26 protein-coding genes are annotated in these 18,011 nt (G+C 39.5%); 23 read left to right on the top strand and 3 right to left on the bottom strand.

What is annotated here, in order from left to right:
* Nucleotides 1-9 precede the first annotated feature (9 nt).
* A complete protein-coding gene (locus ATHE_RS12275) occupies nucleotides 10-324 on the bottom strand; it encodes a helix-turn-helix domain-containing protein (RefSeq protein ID WP_015908754.1) in 315 nt (104 codons plus the stop codon).
* Nucleotides 325-634: 310 nt separating this feature from the next.
* Nucleotides 635-952 (bottom strand): helix-turn-helix domain-containing protein, encoded by a 318-nt coding sequence (locus ATHE_RS12270; RefSeq protein WP_015908753.1) that lies wholly within the window; start codon nucleotides 950-952, stop codon nucleotides 635-637.
* 136 nt (nucleotides 953-1,088) lie between these two features.
* Between ATHE_RS12270 and ATHE_RS12265 the strand changes: the two genes are divergently transcribed.
* The 9 genes from ATHE_RS12265 to iscB all read left to right on the top strand — a co-directional run bounded on the left by ATHE_RS12265 (nucleotide 1,089) and on the right by iscB (nucleotide 9,134).
* A complete protein-coding gene (locus ATHE_RS12265; protein WP_015908752.1) occupies nucleotides 1,089-1,322 on the top strand; it encodes a helix-turn-helix domain-containing protein in 234 nt (77 codons plus the stop codon).
* A complete protein-coding gene (locus tag ATHE_RS12260; RefSeq protein WP_015908751.1) occupies nucleotides 1,300-2,976 on the top strand; it encodes a hypothetical protein in 1,677 nt (558 codons plus the stop codon). Before ATHE_RS12265 ends, ATHE_RS12260 begins: the two co-directional genes overlap by 23 nt.
* A gap of 20 nt (nucleotides 2,977-2,996) precedes the next feature.
* Nucleotides 2,997-4,292 carry a replicative DNA helicase gene (locus ATHE_RS12255; RefSeq protein WP_015908750.1) on the top strand — a complete coding sequence of 432 codons (1,296 nt, stop codon included), beginning with the start codon at nucleotides 2,997-2,999 and terminating at the stop codon, nucleotides 4,290-4,292.
* Between the two features lie 22 nt (nucleotides 4,293-4,314).
* On the top strand, nucleotides 4,315-4,686 hold the full coding sequence (locus tag ATHE_RS12250; RefSeq protein ID WP_015908749.1) for a hypothetical protein: 372 nt from the start codon (nucleotides 4,315-4,317) through the stop codon (nucleotides 4,684-4,686).
* Between the two features lie 60 nt (nucleotides 4,687-4,746).
* The gene (locus ATHE_RS12245; protein WP_015908748.1) at nucleotides 4,747-6,027 is read left to right on the top strand and encodes an RNA-guided endonuclease InsQ/TnpB family protein; all 1,281 of its coding nucleotides are present in this window, start codon (nucleotides 4,747-4,749) and stop codon (nucleotides 6,025-6,027) included.
* Between the two features lie 136 nt (nucleotides 6,028-6,163).
* Nucleotides 6,164-6,469 (top strand): hypothetical protein, encoded by a 306-nt coding sequence (locus ATHE_RS12240; RefSeq protein WP_015908747.1) that lies wholly within the window; start codon nucleotides 6,164-6,166, stop codon nucleotides 6,467-6,469.
* 73 nt (nucleotides 6,470-6,542) lie between these two features.
* Entirely contained in the window at nucleotides 6,543-7,139 is a 597-nt protein-coding gene (locus ATHE_RS12235) for a reverse transcriptase-like protein (protein ID WP_015908746.1), read from the top strand.
* A 42-nt stretch (nucleotides 7,140-7,181) separates the two neighbouring features.
* The gene (locus tag ATHE_RS12230; protein WP_015908745.1) at nucleotides 7,182-7,499 is read left to right on the top strand and encodes a hypothetical protein; all 318 of its coding nucleotides are present in this window, start codon (nucleotides 7,182-7,184) and stop codon (nucleotides 7,497-7,499) included.
* 303 nt (nucleotides 7,500-7,802) lie between these two features.
* Nucleotides 7,803-9,134: an RNA-guided endonuclease IscB gene (iscB, locus tag ATHE_RS12225; protein ID WP_015908744.1), complete on the top strand. Its 1,332-nt coding sequence runs from the start codon at nucleotides 7,803-7,805 to the stop codon at nucleotides 9,132-9,134.
* Nucleotides 9,135-9,181: 47 nt separating this feature from the next.
* On the opposite strand, the gene ATHE_RS12220 is transcribed toward iscB, so the two are convergent.
* Nucleotides 9,182-9,613: a hypothetical protein gene (locus ATHE_RS12220; protein ID WP_015908743.1), complete on the bottom strand. Its 432-nt coding sequence runs from the start codon at nucleotides 9,611-9,613 to the stop codon at nucleotides 9,182-9,184.
* 192 nt (nucleotides 9,614-9,805) lie between these two features.
* Between ATHE_RS12220 and ATHE_RS14820 the strand changes: the two genes are divergently transcribed.
* The 14 genes from ATHE_RS14820 (at nucleotide 9,806) to ATHE_RS12155 (ending at nucleotide 17,958) form a co-directional block, all read left to right on the top strand.
* Entirely contained in the window at nucleotides 9,806-9,949 is a 144-nt protein-coding gene (locus ATHE_RS14820) for a hypothetical protein (protein ID WP_015908742.1), read from the top strand.
* Nucleotides 9,950-10,118: 169 nt separating this feature from the next.
* The gene (locus ATHE_RS12215; protein WP_049760265.1) at nucleotides 10,119-10,739 is read left to right on the top strand and encodes a sigma-70 family RNA polymerase sigma factor; all 621 of its coding nucleotides are present in this window, start codon (nucleotides 10,119-10,121) and stop codon (nucleotides 10,737-10,739) included.
* A gap of 74 nt (nucleotides 10,740-10,813) precedes the next feature.
* The gene (locus tag ATHE_RS12210) at nucleotides 10,814-11,344 is read left to right on the top strand and encodes a type II toxin-antitoxin system PemK/MazF family toxin (RefSeq protein ID WP_015908740.1); all 531 of its coding nucleotides are present in this window, start codon (nucleotides 10,814-10,816) and stop codon (nucleotides 11,342-11,344) included.
* A gap of 355 nt (nucleotides 11,345-11,699) precedes the next feature.
* Entirely contained in the window at nucleotides 11,700-11,849 is a 150-nt protein-coding gene (locus ATHE_RS14670) for a hypothetical protein (RefSeq protein WP_015908739.1), read from the top strand.
* 152 nt (nucleotides 11,850-12,001) lie between these two features.
* Nucleotides 12,002-12,196: a hypothetical protein gene (locus ATHE_RS12200; protein WP_015908738.1), complete on the top strand. Its 195-nt coding sequence runs from the start codon at nucleotides 12,002-12,004 to the stop codon at nucleotides 12,194-12,196.
* Nucleotides 12,197-12,261: 65 nt separating this feature from the next.
* The gene (locus ATHE_RS12195) at nucleotides 12,262-12,507 is read left to right on the top strand and encodes a hypothetical protein (protein ID WP_015908737.1); all 246 of its coding nucleotides are present in this window, start codon (nucleotides 12,262-12,264) and stop codon (nucleotides 12,505-12,507) included.
* A gap of 567 nt (nucleotides 12,508-13,074) precedes the next feature.
* Nucleotides 13,075-13,689 carry a DUF1281 family ferredoxin-like fold protein gene (locus ATHE_RS12185; protein ID WP_015908735.1) on the top strand — a complete coding sequence of 205 codons (615 nt, stop codon included), beginning with the start codon at nucleotides 13,075-13,077 and terminating at the stop codon, nucleotides 13,687-13,689.
* Between the two features lie 77 nt (nucleotides 13,690-13,766).
* On the top strand, nucleotides 13,767-14,900 hold the full coding sequence (gene bet / locus ATHE_RS12180; protein ID WP_015908734.1) for a phage recombination protein Bet: 1,134 nt from the start codon (nucleotides 13,767-13,769) through the stop codon (nucleotides 14,898-14,900).
* A gap of 70 nt (nucleotides 14,901-14,970) precedes the next feature.
* Nucleotides 14,971-15,531, top strand: coding sequence for a hypothetical protein (locus tag ATHE_RS12175; RefSeq protein ID WP_015908733.1), 561 nt, complete (start codon nucleotides 14,971-14,973; stop codon nucleotides 15,529-15,531).
* A gap of 79 nt (nucleotides 15,532-15,610) precedes the next feature.
* Nucleotides 15,611-15,952: a hypothetical protein gene (locus ATHE_RS12170; protein ID WP_015908732.1), complete on the top strand. Its 342-nt coding sequence runs from the start codon at nucleotides 15,611-15,613 to the stop codon at nucleotides 15,950-15,952.
* Nucleotides 15,953-16,020: 68 nt separating this feature from the next.
* Complete coding sequence (locus ATHE_RS12165; protein ID WP_015908731.1) at nucleotides 16,021-16,347, top strand: hypothetical protein; 327 nt, start codon at nucleotides 16,021-16,023, stop codon at nucleotides 16,345-16,347.
* A gap of 158 nt (nucleotides 16,348-16,505) precedes the next feature.
* Complete coding sequence (locus ATHE_RS14665; protein WP_156046821.1) at nucleotides 16,506-16,649, top strand: hypothetical protein; 144 nt, start codon at nucleotides 16,506-16,508, stop codon at nucleotides 16,647-16,649.
* Between the two features lie 98 nt (nucleotides 16,650-16,747).
* Nucleotides 16,748-16,927, top strand: a complete 180-nt coding sequence (locus ATHE_RS12160; RefSeq protein ID WP_015908730.1) for a hypothetical protein — start codon at nucleotides 16,748-16,750, stop codon at nucleotides 16,925-16,927.
* A 62-nt stretch (nucleotides 16,928-16,989) separates the two neighbouring features.
* Entirely contained in the window at nucleotides 16,990-17,958 is a 969-nt protein-coding gene (locus ATHE_RS12155; RefSeq protein WP_015908729.1) for a PD-(D/E)XK nuclease family protein, read from the top strand.
* Nucleotides 17,959-18,011: the final 53 nt, after the last annotated feature.

Raw genomic sequence — 18,011 nt, 5'->3', positions numbered from 1 at the left:
TTTGTCTAATCAAAACAATCCTTCTAATAATTTTATCAGCAAATTTAATTTGTCTTCTGGCATTCGTAAAGCAATAGCCAGAAGTTGCTTCAACTCAGGCGATAAATCCATCTCTGGTTTTGGAATATTCGTTAATCCTAGCAGATAATCAGTACTCACATCAAAAAACTTTGCAATTTTTATTAGCGTATTTAGGTCTGGACTCCTCTGTCCTTCTTCATACTTTGCTATGGCACTTTCTGATAACTCAAGCATCTTGGCAAGTTCCTGCCTGGACATCTTTTTTTGCATGCGTAGATCTTTTAAGATTCCGCCAAAATTCATTCAAAACTTCACCTTCCAATAAATTTTATATGGACATTATGTCTTGACAATGGACAAAATGTGTGGTAAATATCCAGAGTCTGCACAATATATCTATTTTGAAGAGTCTTCTTACGCTCAATTAGTTACAGAAACGACAGACAAGACTGCGTATACCGACAAATGTTATAAGCAAACGCAATCAATTGACATCAATAGCAATCAATTGATATCAAATGATATCAACATAAATCAACGAGAACATTCTGATATCAAATGTAATCAAATGATATCAAATGATAGCAGTTGTAATTCTATTAACAGTTTTGCTTTACCGCTCCTTTGACACTTCTTCTAAGAATCTGCAAAGATATTCCAATTCTTTTTCAGAAAGTTTTTTGGCATACACCAACAGTTCCTGCAGTTTAGGACTTTCCATGTGTGGCTTTTCTTCTCCTCCAAAAAATTCAACCAGTGTAATGTCCAGAGCATTACAAATCTTTATAATCACATCAATAGTCGGATTTCTCTCACCATTTTCAATATAACTCAGAGTTGATTGACCAACACCAGCTATTTTTGCAAGTTTTGACATACTTAATCCGCATTTTTCCCTTAATTCCTTTATTCGCTTTCCAACATCAAACATAAACCAGCACTCCTTGATTTAGCATCAACATTGTGATTATAACACAATCACTCATAGATTAAACGACCACAATTAGGATTGACATATCAATCACATTTGTGATAAAATTTAAATGAAGAAAAGGGGTGTGAGTAAAATGGTAGGAAAAAAACTAAGAAAATTAAGAACACAAAAAGGATTATCTCAACAGCAACTCGCAAAAATTGCAGGAGTTCCACAGTCTACCATCTGGTATATCGAAAGAGAGAATAGAAATCCCACAATAAAAACAATGAAAAGGTTAGCAACAGCTTTAGGAGTTTCCATAGAAGAATTTCTTGATTCTGAAACAAAGGAGATGATTACAAATGGCTCGCAAAAGAATGATTGACCCTTCAATATGGAGCGATGAGAAATTAGGACTGCTATCCCCATTACATCGGTTGCTGTTTATAGGTCTGTTTTCAAATGCTGACGACGAAGGAAGATTACCCGGTCATCCAAACTACATTAAATCACTGATTTTCCCCTATGATAATGATATCACACCACAGAACGTTGAAGCAATGCTCAATGATTTGAACAGAAAAGGTTTTATCCTGACGTATATGGTTAACGGACAGCGGTACATCCAGGTTGTTAATTTTCTTAAATACCAGAAAATTAACCGACCTACGCCTTCTAAAATTCCCCCACCACCAGTAGAAACAACTGTAAAAAATGCTACATCATGTTTCAGTGAGTCCTCACTGAATACTCATGGAGTACTCAATGAATACTCATTGAATACTCACGAAGTATTCAATGAAAACTCATTGAATACTCATGAACAATTCACTGCCCAAATAGAAAAAGAAAAAGAAGAAGAAAAAGAAAATAAAAATAATAGGGATGTAGTTACTAACGTAACTACATCACGCACTGGCTCTGACGAGCCTACGTGCGTGGCTGAAGAGCACAAGATTTCTACTTCTACCCAGAAGAAAAAACTAGAAGGTAAACAGGAAATGGCAGTTACTTCCGACCCAGAGCAGGTAACCGAAACTGCAGTACTAATCGATACAAACAACAACGCTCTAAATACTACTGGGGAAGATGAGATAGAACAGTTGCTTGAAGACTTTTTCGAGGACAATGATGAAATAGCCGAGAACCAGGACACTGCTAAAACCAAGGAACCCTTAATTGCTACTGGGGAAGGTGAAAGGGAAAAACCTTCAGCCCCAGTAGAAAACCCTGAAATTCTTGAAACTGCTAAATCCAGGGAACGTCTAAATACTACTGGGGTAGAACTGGTAAACAGCAAAGAGTGTAATACAATACCGCACGACCAGACCACTTTTAGAACACAGGACCATCTAATTGGTGATGAAGAAGAAATTGAAAAACTGCTTGAAGAGTTTTTTGCTGACGTGCCCGCCCCGGCAGGTGCACCCACCTCAATCATGCCAGCTAACATTTCGCCACTTGCTGATGTTGATACAACCGCAGTTTATGACTCAGCCGGGTTTGTATCCACCGCACATGTGCAGACAGATTATGATACTGGTACCCTGCCCAGCAGCCAGAAGGGAACGAACACAGGTAACACATATACTGTATCAGATTCCGGGGTTGCAACAGCGATTGTTACAAGCAATACTCCTGGAGTAGAAAATTACCAGGAAGAACCAGTCGAAAAGCCACCGGAACTAACAAATCGTGAACTAATCGGTATTCTCACGCATAAATTTCACGAGATAACAGAACCGCTTAAATACCGTTCTGATTACTCATACATTGGCGGTTTGTACAACACGTTCAATTATTTCATTGTCGACAAAGCCCTTGACAGACTCAGGAGAAAAGTTGAAAAAGATGGACCTATGGACAACATAAAGAGCTATCGTGCTTATCTAGCCCGGGTTTGTATAAATCTCAAACAGGAATGTGTAGTTCCTGCAGAAGCACAAAAACAAAAGAGACAGGGTTTAAAAGTCAGAACTCTTAAAGTTTCAACTGAAGAAATAAAAAAACAAATAGAAACACAGGCTAAACTTTTCTGATCTGAAAGGGGTGTTTTGTTTTGATTCTCAATTTTACGGTGGAAGACTATGTACTTGGCTGTCTGCTGAATAATCCAGAGTACAGAGACAAACTGCTTGTTATTCCTGAAGATGCCTGGACTGTGCCAGAATATAAAGAGATTTTCAAAGTTATGAGAGACATGTATTTCAAGAAACCAAACTTTCAGGTTATAGATATACTACCGATGTTTCCACCAACTGTACAGGATACAATAAGTTTTATTTCTTTTGAAACAATAGTTACGGTATTTTTCAACGAGTATTTTGAAGAATTCATAAACCGTTACAAAAGAAGAAAAGCGAAAGAAGTATGTGAAAGGTTTATTCTTAACGATGGTGACGTTGACAGTTTGGTGGCTGAACTTGACGCTATAAGGAACTATCAAGCATACCAAGTTACCAGTCTTGACATGGACAAGTTACTTGTGGCGTACTATGAACACATTGAAAAGTTATATTCGTCCGGTGGAAAAATCGCAGGTGTTCCTACAGGATACCAGACACTCGATGAACTGATAAATGGTCTACAAAAAGGCACAATGACTGTACTGGCAGCAAGACCTTCTATGGGGAAAACTACACTTGCAGTTAACATTGCTACAAATGCGATCAGAGACGGTTATTCGGTCTTGTACATTGATACGGAAATGCCACCTTTTTCAATCATGAACAAAATCATGGCAAGAGGTGGTGTTGCTTCATATGAAGATCTTTCAAAGGGAAGATTAACAGACGAACAGTGGAAAAAGTTTATCGCCGGTTTTAACTGGCTGAAAGGCAAAAAGTTTTTTTTACGCTCTCATTACCTGACACCACGCATAACTGTCTACGATGTCTTAAGCGAAATCCGCAAAATTAAAGCACAGTACAGGATTGATTTGGACCTTGTGGTAGTTGATTATCTCCAAAACCTTGAAGTAGATTCACACTATCGTAGCAGGTATGAAGAAGTAAGTGTTATTTCAAGAACACTCAGTAATATTGCTCGTTCTGAAAATGTTGCTATCCTGGCAATTGCACAACTCAGCAGGAACGTTGAAAACAGAGAAGATAAACGACCGTTACTTGCAGACTTGCGTGATTCCGGTCAAATTGAACAGGATGCACATGTAATCATGTTTCTCTATAGAGACAGCCATTACTGGAGTAAAGAAGAAAAGGAAAAAAGAAAAAATGACCCCGAAGCAAATATTGCTGAATTGATAGTGGCCAAGAATAGAGATAATCAGCTTGATACAATTATGCTTTACTGGGAACCGGAAAAACAAGTTTTTGTAGAAGCAAAACAACAATAATCAATTAATGGGGGTGCTAAGGATGAAGAGTAACAAAAATACTCCACGCGCATACTCTCCGGAAGAATTAGCAAAAGACCTTCTGGAGTACTTTAAAAAAACAAAAATATGGTACGGTCATAAAGAATTTGACGAGATTGCAGGTCCGCTGGATGGCGGAAAGTGGATATACGCAGTAGTCTATCCACCTGTAGATTTCCTCATGTTAACTGTGAAACTTGCTAGAAACATTGCGTTACAGGGAGGAACAGTCCTACTCATAAATTGTTCCGTTCCAGTAGAAAAAATGTACGAAAAGTTTCTAACATTTTTTACAAGAATCAGCCAGAAAGCACATTCCCTTCAGGGGATTGTGATGAATGGCTGTTGTTTTTCTTTTCTTGTACCATTTTAAGAGTACGGGGTATAATAGAAATAGCAAAAAGTTTTTCGGTGCTATCAGGAGAGTCGAAAAATGACAAAGGCAGAAAAAATTAAGCAAACACGGCAGCAAACTAAAGAAAGAAGAAAAAATCAGATACCTGTGGTATATCAACTAAAAATTAATCTTAGTTCTGTTTCTAAAGAGACAAAAAACAAACTCTCTAAATTGTTTTTAGAAGCGAAATGGCTGTACAACTACATAGTTGCTGACATTGAAAACAGACTTAATAGCAATGCAGACAAACTAAAAGAAGTCGAAATAAAGGTCGGGGAAAATTTTGAGAGAAGAAAAATTGAAAATCTCAGTTCACAGATGAAGCAGGCACTAAGAGAAAGAATAAAGCAGAATTTGTACTCTCTTCATGTACAAAAAGAAAACGGATATAGAACAGGTAAACTGCAATTCAAGCATTGTGTTAATTCAATACCCCTTAAGCAATACGGGAACACTTTCAAGTTTGTCAACCAGCAGAAGACCAGAGTTAAAATACAGGGCATTAAAAAACCTTTGAGGGTACTGGGTGGGCATCAAATTCCCGGAGATAGCGAAATAGCAAAAGCAGAACTGGTAAGAAGACCAAGTGGCATTTATCTTTTTGTAACCTGCTACATAGATAGGGATAAATACACAGGAGCGTGGAAACACAGAAAGAACAGAAAAGGTGTAGTAAAACCAAGGGTATGGCAGACATTTGCAACTGATAGTGGAATTGATTTCAAACCCACTGGATTTATGTTATCAAACGGTCTCAAACTTGAATGGCAGATAAAAGAAACCAGGCGACTAAAGAAGTTGCAAAAACAGTTTTCACGTCAGAAAAAAGGTTCTAAAAGATGGTACAAAACAAAGGAAAAGATTGCAAAGGAGTATGAAAAGTTAACGAACATCAAGTACGACGTAATTAACAAAACCTGTTCATTTTTGTACAGGTACAGGAAGATATGTTTTCAAGATGACAACATCAAGGGTTGGAAGAACGGACATTTTTCCAAATCAGTACACCACAGCGCAGTAGGAACAATTAAGAGAAGACTGAGCGACAGTCTTCGGGTTTCTACTGCGGTGGTTAAAAGCAACGTACCAACCACAAAGACATGCAGCAGGTGTGGAAGTCAACAGGAAATTTCGCTGTCGGACAGAATTTTCAGATGTTCAGTGTGTAGCCTGGAAATTGATAGGGATTTAAATGCAGCGATAAACATGTTGAAGGAAGTAGGGCTGGGCCGGTCCGAACTTACGCCCGTGGAGTGGGAGACCGCTGCCAAGATATTCAGGGGTAATCCCTATATCCTGGTAAGTCATACCACGTAGAAGCGGGAAGCCCAACCCCTGAAGAGGAATCCTATCCCCTTCAGGGGATTGGGAGGAGGTCAAACATGAAGAACTGAGAAAAGTACCCATACATTTTAGTCCTATTGACTGTATAGAAGAACTAAAAGATATTGTTATGCGTTTTGAGGATTTAAGATTAGTCATCGTAGACGACTATCAAGAACTGAATACAATGTATACTTTTTGGGATTTAAATACACGTATCAGACATATAAACATGACTATAAAGCAGACCAGTATAGAGCAACGTTTCGATATCATAACTTTTGATACACCCAAAAAGATACTGCATGACTATATTCATCAGGATGCTGATGTAATCCTGGGTCTGCACAGATTAACGTATCCACAACAGAATATGATTGAAGTAGTCAAGAACAGATATGGTCCAGACCATCTTAAAATTGTCTGCAATTTGTAAAAAAGAAAGGAGTTTTTTAAAAACGCTGATATATATAGTAATAAGCAACAAGTAGATAGAAAGGAGTGCCAGCATGTACAAAGGTTATTTCGACGGCGCATCTAAAGGCAATCCCGGTCCAGCAGGGGCAGGAATTGTTATTGTCAACCCTGCTGGCAATGTGATTCTGGAATATTCAAAAGAACTCGGCATTAAAACAAATAACGAAGCGGAATATCTGGCGCTGATAGAATTGTTGCAGAAAGCTCTGGAGCTGGGTATAAAGGAATTGGAAGTTCAGGGAGACAGCCAGCTTGTGATTAATCAGGTTTTTGGTAACTGGAATATCAATATGCCACATTTATATTCTCTGTATGAACAAGCAACGGAACTGCTGGAAAAATTTGATAAAGTCAAAGCTAGATGGATTCCAAGAGAAAAGAACCAGCTTGCAGATTTACTTTCTAACAAAGCAATAACAAAACCACCACCTAATACCTTCCCAGTAGAAAAACTGGAGCAAATAACAGACCACATTTTCATTGCTCATGGCACAGAAGATTATGCTGTAGATGTCTTGCACAGAGCCTGCACATGTCCTGATTTCACAAAGAGGCATAGAGAGTGTAAACACCTGCTGGCAGCATACAAAGCTGTAGATGCTTCAAACAAAATAGAAACTATGGGGTAGTTTTGTGGTATAACTTTGTTAATAAGTTGGGAGATGAGCAAAATGACTAATTTCCAGCTAGCATACAGGACAAAGAAATCAGCTAAAATTCACAAGATAACAATTCAAGCAAATAGTATTCAAGAAGCACAGGAAAGATTAGAAAAAGCTATTGATTTTGTCAACGAATGCTACGACAAAACAGTAATAACGGTAGAACCGTGGATGTTGTGGAACGGCTGGGGCATGAGTGTAGGGTGTGAAAAGTGTATTTTGTACGGTAGGGAAGCGGCATGCTGGGGGAAAGCTCAGTGTCATGGGTTCAAAAACGGTTGTACCTGCAGGGAATGCGAAAAGAAATACAAGAAAAAACTTGCATAGTCAACTACCCCCGCCTGTAGAGGCGGAGACTTGAAGGGCCTCGTGGTTGACCAGCCTGAGGGACTGACCCGAAGGACAAGGGAATGAAGTCCCTACGTTATCCCTGCCTAGGGCACTCTGGAGTGCGTCCCAAGCTCCAGACCCTGCCGTGCAGACTTAAACAGTCCTGTCGGGGTAGGGACAGTGGTCTGCACACAGCAAAGTAGGGATAACATTGGCGATGGAAGATGCAGGTGTAGTCCAACCTGCACGTCACCCAGCAGAATCAAATCCTGCTGGAGAAGGGAGGAGAACTCCAATCCCATGGTATTTGTACTGAACAGGGATAAAACACCTTTAGCACCCTGTCATGAAGCGGTTGCGAGAAAATTGCTTAAGCATGGAAAAGCAGTAATCCATAGAATCTACCCTTTCACTATAAGACTCAAAGAGCAAAAAGATACATCAACGTTCAAGCCAAACTACAGACTTAAAATTGACTATGGTAGCAGGTGCACAGGAATTGTCATATTGAAGAACAATTGCGAAGTTGTATTCATGATGAAGTTATATCACAGAACAGAGATAAAAGAGAACATGGATAGAAGACGCAGTTTGAGACGTAGTAGGAGAAATAGAAAGACAAGGTACAGAAAAGCAAGATTTTCGAACAGGAGAAGGGATGAGAATTGGTTACCGCCTACACTACTGAGCAGGGTAAGAAACATTGAAACGTGGGTAAAAAGACTTTGCAAACTGTGTCCTGTTACTGCTATTTCATATGAGAACGTCAAATTTGATACGCAGAAGCTAAGAAATCCAGAGATTTCTGGAATAGAATACCAGCATGGTACTCTTCAGGGTTATGAAGTAAAAGAATATTTGCTTGAGAAATTCAACTGGAGATGCGTCTACTGTGGTGCTACAGGAGTACCACTCGAAGTTGAACATGTCATTCCAAAGTCAAGAGGTGGAACAGACAGAGTAGACAACCTTGTCATAGCCTGCCATGGGTGTAACCAGAAAAAAGGGAATAAGACAGCGGAAGAGTTTGGGTATCCAGAGATTCAGAAACTTGTAAAAGCGCCACTAAGGGATTGTGCATTGGTTAACGCAACAAGATGGAGAATATACGAAGTTTTAAAAAACACAGGTTTACCTGTGGAATGTGGAAGTGGAGCTTTGACAAAGATGAATAGAATCAAGTTAGGACTACCAAAAGACCATCATTTTGATGCAATCTGTGTAGGGTATTCTACACCAAATAGAATTTGGCTCAAGACCAAAACTGTTTTGCACGTGATAGCGAAAGGTAGAGGCACAAGACAAATTGCTATACTTGACAGGTATGGTTTTCCACGTGGGCATAGAACTAGAAAGAAATTTTTCTATGGCTTTCAAACTGGTGATATGGTAAAAGTAGTTGTTCCGAAAGGCAAGTACAAAGGCACATGGGTAGGGACAGTATCGTGTAGAAACAGCGGGTATTTTGATATAAAGGACAAAACCGGGAAAAGGATTGTTCAGAGTATTTCATATAAACACTGCAAAATAATTCAACGATTTGATGGGTACTGCTACGAATTAGAACGAATAAGAATCTCAGGCACATTTCCACTCCAACCTGTAGAGGTTGGAGCCTCCATGTGCCAGTAGGGAAGGTGAAAACAGAGAAGTATTTTGCTTTTTCGAACTGGTGTTCGCTATTTAAAATTGTCCCTCTGAACCAGCAGCGTTTTTGTCGGTGCAACCTGCAAAGACCCAAACCAAAAGCCCTTTGCAGACACAGGGTGGTTCTCAGAAACCTTGAGACACCTGTTTTTGCAGGCAGCAGGCGAACCTGCAAAGGGCTTTTGAGCCGGGGTTAAGATACCAGAGCAAGCGATAAGGTGGAAAGGAAGATTGTAAACGATTACAAAGAGTTGGGCAGGGGTGGTTTCATCTGCCGAAAAAACTGACTCTAAAGTTATAGCAAAATTCTCTCCAGCAGCTAAAAAAAATGTTGCAAACAGAATAAAAAAGTGGTATAAATAAATTAAGCAGACGTGTAATAAAAACACGTCTACAAAAATGTAAAAATAAAAACGGAGTAAACCGGCAAGAGGTAATACTACCAGGAGTATACAGTTTGCCAAAAACAGTTAGCCCTGACTTGAGCGTCTAAGCTCGGTCAGGGCTTTTGTGTTTTCTGTCAGTTTGCTAATAGTTGTTTGCGTTTTTGGTTTGCTAAACTCGCTAATAATTTGGTACAGGGTAAAATCCCCCCTTTTTAAACACATGGGTGAACAGGGGTAAAGAGGACAAAAAAGAAAGGGGGGATAATGACAATGAAAGATATAGTCATAGCACTTATCATTTCAGCTACTCTCATAGTACTAACATATGTCGTTGTCATTAAAGCAAAAGGGAATATATACGTAGAAATAAATGGGAAACCACCACGCATTGTTATAAAAAAGAAAAACAGTTGAAAACAAGTTTCAACTGCTTTACCCTGTACCATATTCGAATAAACAAGTCCCTGTTCACCCTTAATTAAATTATATCACACATTCATAAGTTTCGTACCAAAAGTTTTAGGTTTTCCCCCTTTTGGCAGTTTGCCAAATACAGTTTGCCTGCCAGGGGGTGAAGTTTGCAATGTTTGAGCTGAGTTTCGATGAACAAAAAGAATTGATTGGCAGAATAAAGAAAGGGGACAAAGAAGCCGCTGAAACACTTATTATGGCATATGAGCCTTTAATTATATCACTTGCCGCTAAATACAACAAACCCGACATCTTTGAAGACTTGAAGCAGGAAGGTGCAGTAGCAATCCTGCAGGCTGCCCAAAAGTTTGATGAGAGCTTGGGCGTCTCGTTTGTAACCCTCGCAATATACTATATCAAACGCAATATGGACAGATGTACCAACAAAAGCAGAACAATAAGACCACCGTTTAATAAACCCAATACTGAAATCCCGCAGGTGATTTCAATGGAATCTGTTATTAATACTAACAGTCATGCTGATGATGAAGAGCTAAAAGTTAAGGACACTGTTCAAGATACTGCTAATGTTGAAGAGCAAGCAATGTACAATGAAACTCTGCAAAGACTTATTAAAATGCTTTCAGACGAAGAAAGGAAAATTCTGTTACTGCGACTCAAACAATACAGCTTCAAGGAAATTGCAAAGGAGTTAGGACTGACTGAAAAGCAAGTTGCTACAAGAGCACAAAAAATCCGTACTAAACTCCAGTGTCTCCTGAAAGCATCGTAGTGCAGGGTTTGCTCCCCCTTTCCCTGCACCCGGTAGTTGGCAAATTACAGTTGGCTGGAAAGGGGGAAGAGAAAATGGATAAAACTCTCATCAAAATGAAAATAGCAGAGTTAGAGAAAAAGTTAGAAGATGTTCTTGATGTCTTGCATCCAGAAGATTACAGTGAATATCTGGACTACATTGATTGGCTAATTACCAAGACCGACTTGTTTCTAAAAGGAAGAAGCTTTAAAAAGGGTAAAGATTACAAGAAGTTTGGCACATTCAAAAGGGGTGATATTGTTTTAGTAAATTTTGGCTATAATGTCGGGACAGAGAAAAATAAAATCCGGTGGGCCATTGTGATTGATATTAATAACTTACCTACCTTTGGGACAGTTACCGTGGTACCATTAACTACAAAGCAAGGACGCACTGTTAATCATCCTACATGTGTGTTTGTTGGTCACATTCCACCACTACCAAGTAACAAAACATATGTGGATGTAGGAAATATTCGTTCAATAAGTAAATTGAGAATAATGCGTACAGTAGGAAGAGCTAACAATGATGTACTGAATGCTGTTGATGAAAAACTAAAAGAGCTTTTTCTAGGCAAATATTGATTTTAGTCTATTAATGTGGTAAAATACAATTAAAATTATTTTTTCCCCTTAGCGGGAGCACGGTAGCTTAACGCTACCTTCGTTTTTCCCCACAGCGGGAGCGGAGCAGGTTAAATGCCTGCGGTATTCCAAAAAGATCAATACAACAGTTTGCCCAAAATAGTTAGCCCTGACATGAGCGTCTAAGCTCGGTCAGGGCTTTTTGCTTTGTTTTGGGAGTTTGCTAAATTGTAGGTTTGCAGAGAAACAGGTTAGCTCTGGAAATGCTAATAACTTGGTACAGGGAAAATATCCCCCCCTTTTAAGACATGGGTGCATGAGGGTAAAAACACAAAAAAAGAAAGGGGGGATAACCATGAACATCTACGTTGTTGCCATCGTTGCTATTGTCGCTGTTGCTATCGTAGCAGTTGTCGGACTTGTATGTAGAAGCCCTGATGATACGCAGCTAAAGATAAACTCAAGAATCATTGTAATGTTGGTAGATAAAAAGAAAAACAGATGAGATAATTCTCATCCGTTTTCCCTGTACCAGTGCCATTTATAAAGTGCCCTCATGCACCCTCACCTATATTATACCACGCTTTTTAAAAAACATACAGTGCAAAATTGCATCTTGGCAGTTAGCAAATAAAAGTTGGCAGGGAGTGGTTAAGAATGACCATTTTCAATGCCTGCAAAATAGAAGATGGCAAAATCTACTACTTCAACAGATTCGTCGGTATTGTAAAAGGTATAAAGGCGTTTGTTCTTGAACGCTACTGGTGCAGAGAACTTGAGTGTTTTCTGGAAGAATCAGGACTTGTACCAGTTTGGGTTTCTTCCTTGCCAGAAGAAAAACAGGCAGGCTGAGGGCTTATCTCTTTGCCCTCAGCTCTGGAAGTTTACTAATCAACAGTTTGCAAGGGGGTATCCAGGTGAGTTTGCGGAAAAGAAAATTGCAAAAATATCTGCGGGGACTTGTTCTAAGAAGATACAAACTACTGGGTGGTAAAAAGACAATTTCAATGGCTGATACAAAAGGTGTACTTGCGTCGTATTATTTTGATGTGGTAGAAATCAAGACTGGAAAGAAGGTTAAACTGAGAGTAGATACCTTCTATTTTCTCGGTGAAGACCAGGCAACCCCCGAAGAAATCTGGTATTCACTGGGTGGAAGATAATCCTTCCACCCCGGCAGTTTGACAAAACAAAGTTTGCAAAATCCTGTTGCAATGAATAGAAAGTGTGGTATAATAAAAATAGAAGTTAGCCTTGAAAAGTTAGCCACAGGTTGTTTGCCAGGGTCTAAAAAACCTGCAGATACCTGTGGCTTTTGTTATTTTCTGCAGCTTGGCAACTGAATATTCAGTTTGCCAGTTAGCCATTGATAGTTAGCCCTGAGCGAGAAGTATAAAAACTTCTTCTCAGGGCTTTTTGTGTTTGTAAGGTCATTTCAGTTTACAGGTCTGGTTTGCAAATCCAGTCTTGGTAGTTTGCTAAGCAAAGTTTTCAGGGGGCGATCCAAGATGATGTTCATCGACTTCACAACTGCCGATAACTGTAGGAATCCATGGTCTTATGAAATTTGTGTGCAGTGCAATGCATGTGGACGTATTAACAAAGACTCTATGCTACAGGATAGACTAAAAGTTCTGGAAGAATATTTGCAGGAGAGAAAAAGTTTTGACCGGTGGTCTGATGCTCCGGTAGTTTGCCAAATAAAAAAGTTAGCGAGGGGGTAGTTAGCAATGCCAAACTGGTGTAGAAATGTGCTTGTGGTCAGCGGTTCTGAAGAAGATGTAATAAAGTTTGACAGACAATTTTACAATATTCCGCAGGTGTATCCAGGACACAAGAAACCAACCAGAAAACAGTATACTTTCTCAGCACTCCGACCAATACCCGATATAATACTTCAAAAAGGCTACTGGGACCCAAGTGAAGAAGGTTATAGAAAATGGAAAGAGTTTTGCAACAAGTACGATAAGTATGACATCTTCTTTATCGCTTCGCTTGAGGATGAAGAATTTCCCAACGGCTACGAATGGCAATGCGCTAAATGGGGTACTAAATGGGACTTGGTGGATGATGAAGACATTGATGTCAAGATCGAAAAGGATATTGGGAACGCCAAAATAGTATATACTTTTGATACTGCTTGGTCACCAGTAGCACCGCTTGTAGTACATGTTGAAAAGAAGTATCCAAACCTTAAATTTGAACTTGAATTCATCGAAGATTGCGGTGGGTTCTTTGGATACTACAGAAATGGTGGCTATACTGTGTATACGTTTGAAGATTTGAAACGAAAACCGGAGTTGCTTGCTGATTTCAAGTACATTCGCATTCACGACTACCTGTAAAAAAATTGGGCAGGAGAAGGTTCCCTGCCCGGTGTTTGGCAGTTTGCCAAAAATAAGTTTGCGGGAGGTAGTTGGTTATGAGTGATGTAAAAGAACTTGCAAAGATTGAAGGGGGAACAGTGGAATACGATACTGAAAGCGGAAAAGTTAGATTGTCGCCTGAAATTGTCAAAAGATACTTGGTCAGCGGTGACCCATCGAAGGTAACTGATGCAGAAGTGCTTATGTTTTTAAAACTCTGCCAGTACCAAAAACTTAATCCGTTCCTAAGAGAGGCATATTTGATAAAGTATGGTGACGAACCAGCTACAATTGTAGTTGGCAAAGAAACATTCACCAAAAGGGCCTCAAAATGTGAACTGTGTGCTGGCTGGCAGGCCGGGGTAATCGTGAGAAAATATAACAGAGTAAATGAAATCAAAAGGAAACTTATAGAAAAAATCAAAACGGTTACAGCAAATGAAGACGAGAAGAAACTTTTAATAAACTTTGTTGACTACGTTGTAGAACTTATAAAAACGTCAGAGTACGAATTAGAGTACAGGGTTGGAACATTGGTGCAATCGGATGAGGAACTAGTTGGTGGCTGGGCTAAAGTATTCAGAAAAGACTGGGCAGTTCCAATAGAAATTAGCGTCTCGCTACAAGAATATATAAGAAAGAAAAAAGATGGACAACCAACACGAAGTTGGAGAGAAATGCCAGCCACCATGATAAGAAAGGTTGCACTGGTACAGGCGCTCAGAGAAGCATTTCCAGAGCAGTTTCAGGGAATGTATGCCCTGGAGGAAATGCCAGTGGACAGTGCACAACTGCCAACTGAACCTGTTAGTACCATAGAAAACTACTACCAAGAGCCTACTATTGGAACAATTAGTACGAGCTATACTGAACAAGCAAATAGACAAGAAGAAAAAGTTGTTCCACTGTCTGCAAAAGAATCAAAAGTCGAAGAAACACAACAATCTGCTCAGTCTACTGTTATTGAACTCCACAACGTTGGAGTCATCGGTGACCCGATTATTCGACAATCTAAAAGCAAAGGTACTGACTACATGAAGGTAAAGGTCATCGCAGATGAAGGTGAATTTGAAGTGATTATTAACCAGAAAGAAATCATGGAACAGGTCGAAAAAGGATTCATTTTCAGCAGAGTTACAATCAAAAAACTCTCATCCGGTCTGTTGCTTGTAACTTCTGTTGAAGAATAAGGCAGGGAGTTCCCCCTTCGCCCTGCCTTTGGAAGTTTGCAAAAAATAGTTTGCAGGGGGTGTTTTACTTATGCACTACGTTCATTTCATTCTTGTTAACGTCCCAGAACTCAAAGAAGAACTTGAGCTGAACGATTTCGATAACATCAAAGAAGAAATCAGAAATTATGCAGAAGAACAAACTAGTGTCTACTCCGACATTGTCTATGATTGGCGAGAGACTGAGACTGCTGGTAGATGGGCTGACGAATTTCCAGAAAATGTAGTTCTGGGGAGCGAGCAGCCAGAAAAAGTACGAGAAATATTAGACCGTATTCGAAGAAACCAACAAGAAGAAATTGAAAATTACGTGTCAACATTAAAAGAACATGGCTGGATTGATTCGAGTGGCAATTTTACAGTCTCAGTCAGCAAACTTATAGAAGAGGCACAAAAAGGTCTATCTTCTAATAACCATTTGTTTCTCTACTGTTTGTCTAAGCTTATGGCCTATTTATCCGGTGAGTACCTGAGTAATTCCTTTTTCTTCAGCACATATCATGGAACAGCGTACTTGGATGATACTGTCTATGAAGAGGTTTACAAAAAACCTGAACAGTTTGCCTTTGTTATCTTTGATTATCACAATTAAGTTTGAGAGTGGCAGGCATTGCTTGCCTGCCGTTGTTGGAAGTTTGCTTAAACAGAGTTTGCAGGGAGGTTGGCTTGCTATGAGATTTGTTAACTGTACTCCTCATGCAATTAATATTTTGCGTGAGGATGGAAGTATCATGACTGTGGAGTCCTCTGGAGTGGTTGTAAGAGTTGAGACCACACAAGAGATAGTTGGCAACATTGATGGTGTTCCAGTAGTGAGAACAGTTTTCAACAATGTAACATTACCAGAGCCACAGGATGGAGTTGTTTATATCGTGTCCACGGTTGTACTCCAAGCTCTTCAGCAGATGGGTATTTGCAGAGACGACCTTGTTGCTCCTGATACTGGTCCACAGTCTGCTGTACGTGACGGGACAGGGCAGATTGTAGCTATCCGCAGGTTCCAGGTTTTGTAATGCGGCGGCTGCACTGCCCCGCTCATCCTGGCAGTTAGCCAATAAAAGTTGGCAAGGGGGGAGTTAAGATGGAGGATATCAGGAACTATAGAGAATTGTATAACTTTGTAACCGAGCAAGACCCAAACGCTCTGGAAAAACTCATGATCTTTGAAAAACTCTTACTGATGCGATGTGGCTTTGAGTGGCTGTCAGATGATACACAGGACCAAATTGTAGAAAAACTCCATAGTGTCTATGCAGAAATGGCAGACAAGGTAAAACTCAGCGATTTCTTAGGTGCAGTGTACGAATTAATATACGAAGACTTGAAAGGGAAACCTGAAAAGATACTTAGATTTCCAAAGAAACACATTTTGGACAAAATCGATTCTTTCTTATGTGCTGCACGATGAGACAGGTCCAAGACCTGTCTCTGGCTTGGGAGTTTGCCAAATCAGAGTTTGCCCAATAAAGTTTGGTGCGTTTAAAGCATGCAATGCGGGAATTATCACCCCCTTTTAAAGACACGGGTGTGTTGGGGTAAACAACTTCGAAAGAGGGGGTGATAGTGTTGGAAACTATGGTTAAACCTGTACTACTGTCCGTTGTATCAATCATTGCTATTGTATCGGTTTGTTTTGCAAAGGCAAACTTCAAAATCTACTTTAGTCTAAAACCTTTCAGGATACGCATAAAAAAAGAAGTGGTAAGATAATATTCTTACCACTTCTCTTCCAACACCCGCATTTGCCATAAATTTTCCCCAACACACCCTAATATCATTATACCACAAAAAAAGGAGTGAACAATACCATGCTGATGCAAATTCTCAAAGTTGTTGCTACAGTTCTCGACTGGGCTTTATGGTTAGGTATCCTCGGTTTTGTGCTACTGGTGGGATACTGCGTTGTTTTCAACAAAAACATCCACTGGAAACTTGGGAAGTTTGAACTTGTTATTGACTCTACAGAGCAGCAGGCAGACCACCAGTAGCTTTTCTCCCCTTTCTTTTTGGCAGTTAGCCAAAAATAGTTTGCAGAAAGGGGAGAGTTAGGATGGTAGAGACATGGACTGGGAGTTATTCGAAGTTAGTATTGTTTGAAAAATGCCCGAGAGCGTATTATTACAAGTATATTTGTGGTTATGACTATACAACACCTGCTCTGGAACTTGGTAAAAAAGTCCACGAGGAAATAGCAAAGTTTATAACTACTGGGGTGTGCAGTATTGAGATTGCAGAATTCATTACACCACGTGTCAGACAAAAACAAGGTATCGGTACTGAGTGTGTAGAAAAATCTATCAGGTTCCAGGTTGATGATGTCACAGTAGAAGCAGTAATAGACTTGATTACACCAGATGAGATAATTGACTGGAAAACAAACTGGGTGAAAAATGCTGATCCACGACAATTAATTTTATACCACTATGGTGCTAAAAGAGTAGGACTTGCAGGAGTAGGTAATAAAGTTTACTTTCATTATCTACGATACAACGAAGATGAAGAAGTTGATATCAGCACAAATGCAACTGCAAGCACACTGGATTGGGTTAAGGCAACATATGCAGCAATTTTTGAAACACGGTTTGAATACGATTTGACTGAAGATATTGGTGTTTTCAACAAAACTGATAATCCTAAAAACTGTCTAACATGTCCTTATAGAACAGTATGCAACAATGTTAATACTACTGAAGATGCTGTCAAACTTGCAAGAGAAATTGAAGAGTTAGAAGTACTGCTTGAGCTTAAAAAAGAAATGTTAAGAGATTACATTGAGGAATATGGAGAAATACAAACGGAAGCAAATGTGTGGAAACTCACAGTAGTAAATAACTGGGACTTTGATGTGAAAAAAGTCTATGACTACATTAGGAATCTTGGAAAGGACCCGTTAGAATTTCTAAACTGCACATTTACAAGCCTTAAAAGGCTAAAACTTTCAGAGCAGGAGTTGGAAAAGTTGGGTACTAAGAAAATTACTTACAGACTTGCAAAGTCAAAAATCAAAGAGGCAAGGTAGACCTTGCCTCGCTCCCCTTGGTAGTTTGCTAAATACAGTTAGCAAGGGGAGTG

The organism is Caldicellulosiruptor bescii DSM 6725 (assembly GCF_000022325.1).
Classification (GTDB): Bacteria; Bacillota; Thermoanaerobacteria; order Caldicellulosiruptorales; family Caldicellulosiruptoraceae; genus Caldicellulosiruptor; species Caldicellulosiruptor bescii.
The sequence above is the reverse complement of the archived record's forward strand: the minus strand, read 5'-3'. Positions and strand labels throughout refer to the sequence as shown.

Bases quoted from the DNA above. Each gene is read 5' to 3' on its own strand.
- ATHE_RS12175 (WP_015908733.1), top strand. From the start codon at position 14,971: ATGCACTACGTTCATTTCATTCTTGTTAACGTCCCAGAACTCAAAGAA.
- ATHE_RS14670 (WP_015908739.1), top strand. From the start codon at position 11,700: ATGAACATCTACGTTGTTGCCATCGTTGCTATTGTCGCTGTTGCTATC.
- ATHE_RS12160 (WP_015908730.1), top strand. From the start codon at position 16,748: ATGCTGATGCAAATTCTCAAAGTTGTTGCTACAGTTCTCGACTGGGCT.
- ATHE_RS12185 (WP_015908735.1), top strand. From the start codon at position 13,075: ATGCCAAACTGGTGTAGAAATGTGCTTGTGGTCAGCGGTTCTGAAGAA.
- ATHE_RS12245 (WP_015908748.1), top strand. From the start codon at position 4,747: ATGACAAAGGCAGAAAAAATTAAGCAAACACGGCAGCAAACTAAAGAA.
- ATHE_RS12200 (WP_015908738.1), top strand. From the start codon at position 12,002: ATGACCATTTTCAATGCCTGCAAAATAGAAGATGGCAAAATCTACTAC.
- ATHE_RS12210 (WP_015908740.1), top strand. From the start codon at position 10,814: ATGGATAAAACTCTCATCAAAATGAAAATAGCAGAGTTAGAGAAAAAG.
- ATHE_RS12265 (WP_015908752.1), top strand. From the start codon at position 1,089: ATGGTAGGAAAAAAACTAAGAAAATTAAGAACACAAAAAGGATTATCT.
- ATHE_RS12240 (WP_015908747.1), top strand. From the start codon at position 6,164: ATGCGTTTTGAGGATTTAAGATTAGTCATCGTAGACGACTATCAAGAA.
- ATHE_RS12165 (WP_015908731.1), top strand. From the start codon at position 16,021: ATGGAGGATATCAGGAACTATAGAGAATTGTATAACTTTGTAACCGAG.
- ATHE_RS12215 (WP_049760265.1), top strand. From the start codon at position 10,119: ATGTTTGAGCTGAGTTTCGATGAACAAAAAGAATTGATTGGCAGAATA.
- iscB (WP_015908744.1), top strand. From the start codon at position 7,803: ATGGTATTTGTACTGAACAGGGATAAAACACCTTTAGCACCCTGTCAT.
- ATHE_RS12260 (WP_015908751.1), top strand. From the start codon at position 1,300: ATGGCTCGCAAAAGAATGATTGACCCTTCAATATGGAGCGATGAGAAA.
- ATHE_RS14820 (WP_015908742.1), top strand. From the start codon at position 9,806: ATGAAAGATATAGTCATAGCACTTATCATTTCAGCTACTCTCATAGTA.
- ATHE_RS12250 (WP_015908749.1), top strand. From the start codon at position 4,315: ATGAAGAGTAACAAAAATACTCCACGCGCATACTCTCCGGAAGAATTA.
- ATHE_RS12155 (WP_015908729.1), top strand. From the start codon at position 16,990: ATGGTAGAGACATGGACTGGGAGTTATTCGAAGTTAGTATTGTTTGAA.
- ATHE_RS12230 (WP_015908745.1), top strand. From the start codon at position 7,182: ATGACTAATTTCCAGCTAGCATACAGGACAAAGAAATCAGCTAAAATT.
- bet (WP_015908734.1), top strand. From the start codon at position 13,767: ATGAGTGATGTAAAAGAACTTGCAAAGATTGAAGGGGGAACAGTGGAA.
- ATHE_RS12275 (WP_015908754.1), bottom strand. From the start codon at position 324: ATGAATTTTGGCGGAATCTTAAAAGATCTACGCATGCAAAAAAAGATG.
- ATHE_RS12170 (WP_015908732.1), top strand. From the start codon at position 15,611: ATGAGATTTGTTAACTGTACTCCTCATGCAATTAATATTTTGCGTGAG.
- ATHE_RS12270 (WP_015908753.1), bottom strand. From the start codon at position 952: ATGTTTGATGTTGGAAAGCGAATAAAGGAATTAAGGGAAAAATGCGGA.
- ATHE_RS12235 (WP_015908746.1), top strand. From the start codon at position 6,543: ATGTACAAAGGTTATTTCGACGGCGCATCTAAAGGCAATCCCGGTCCA.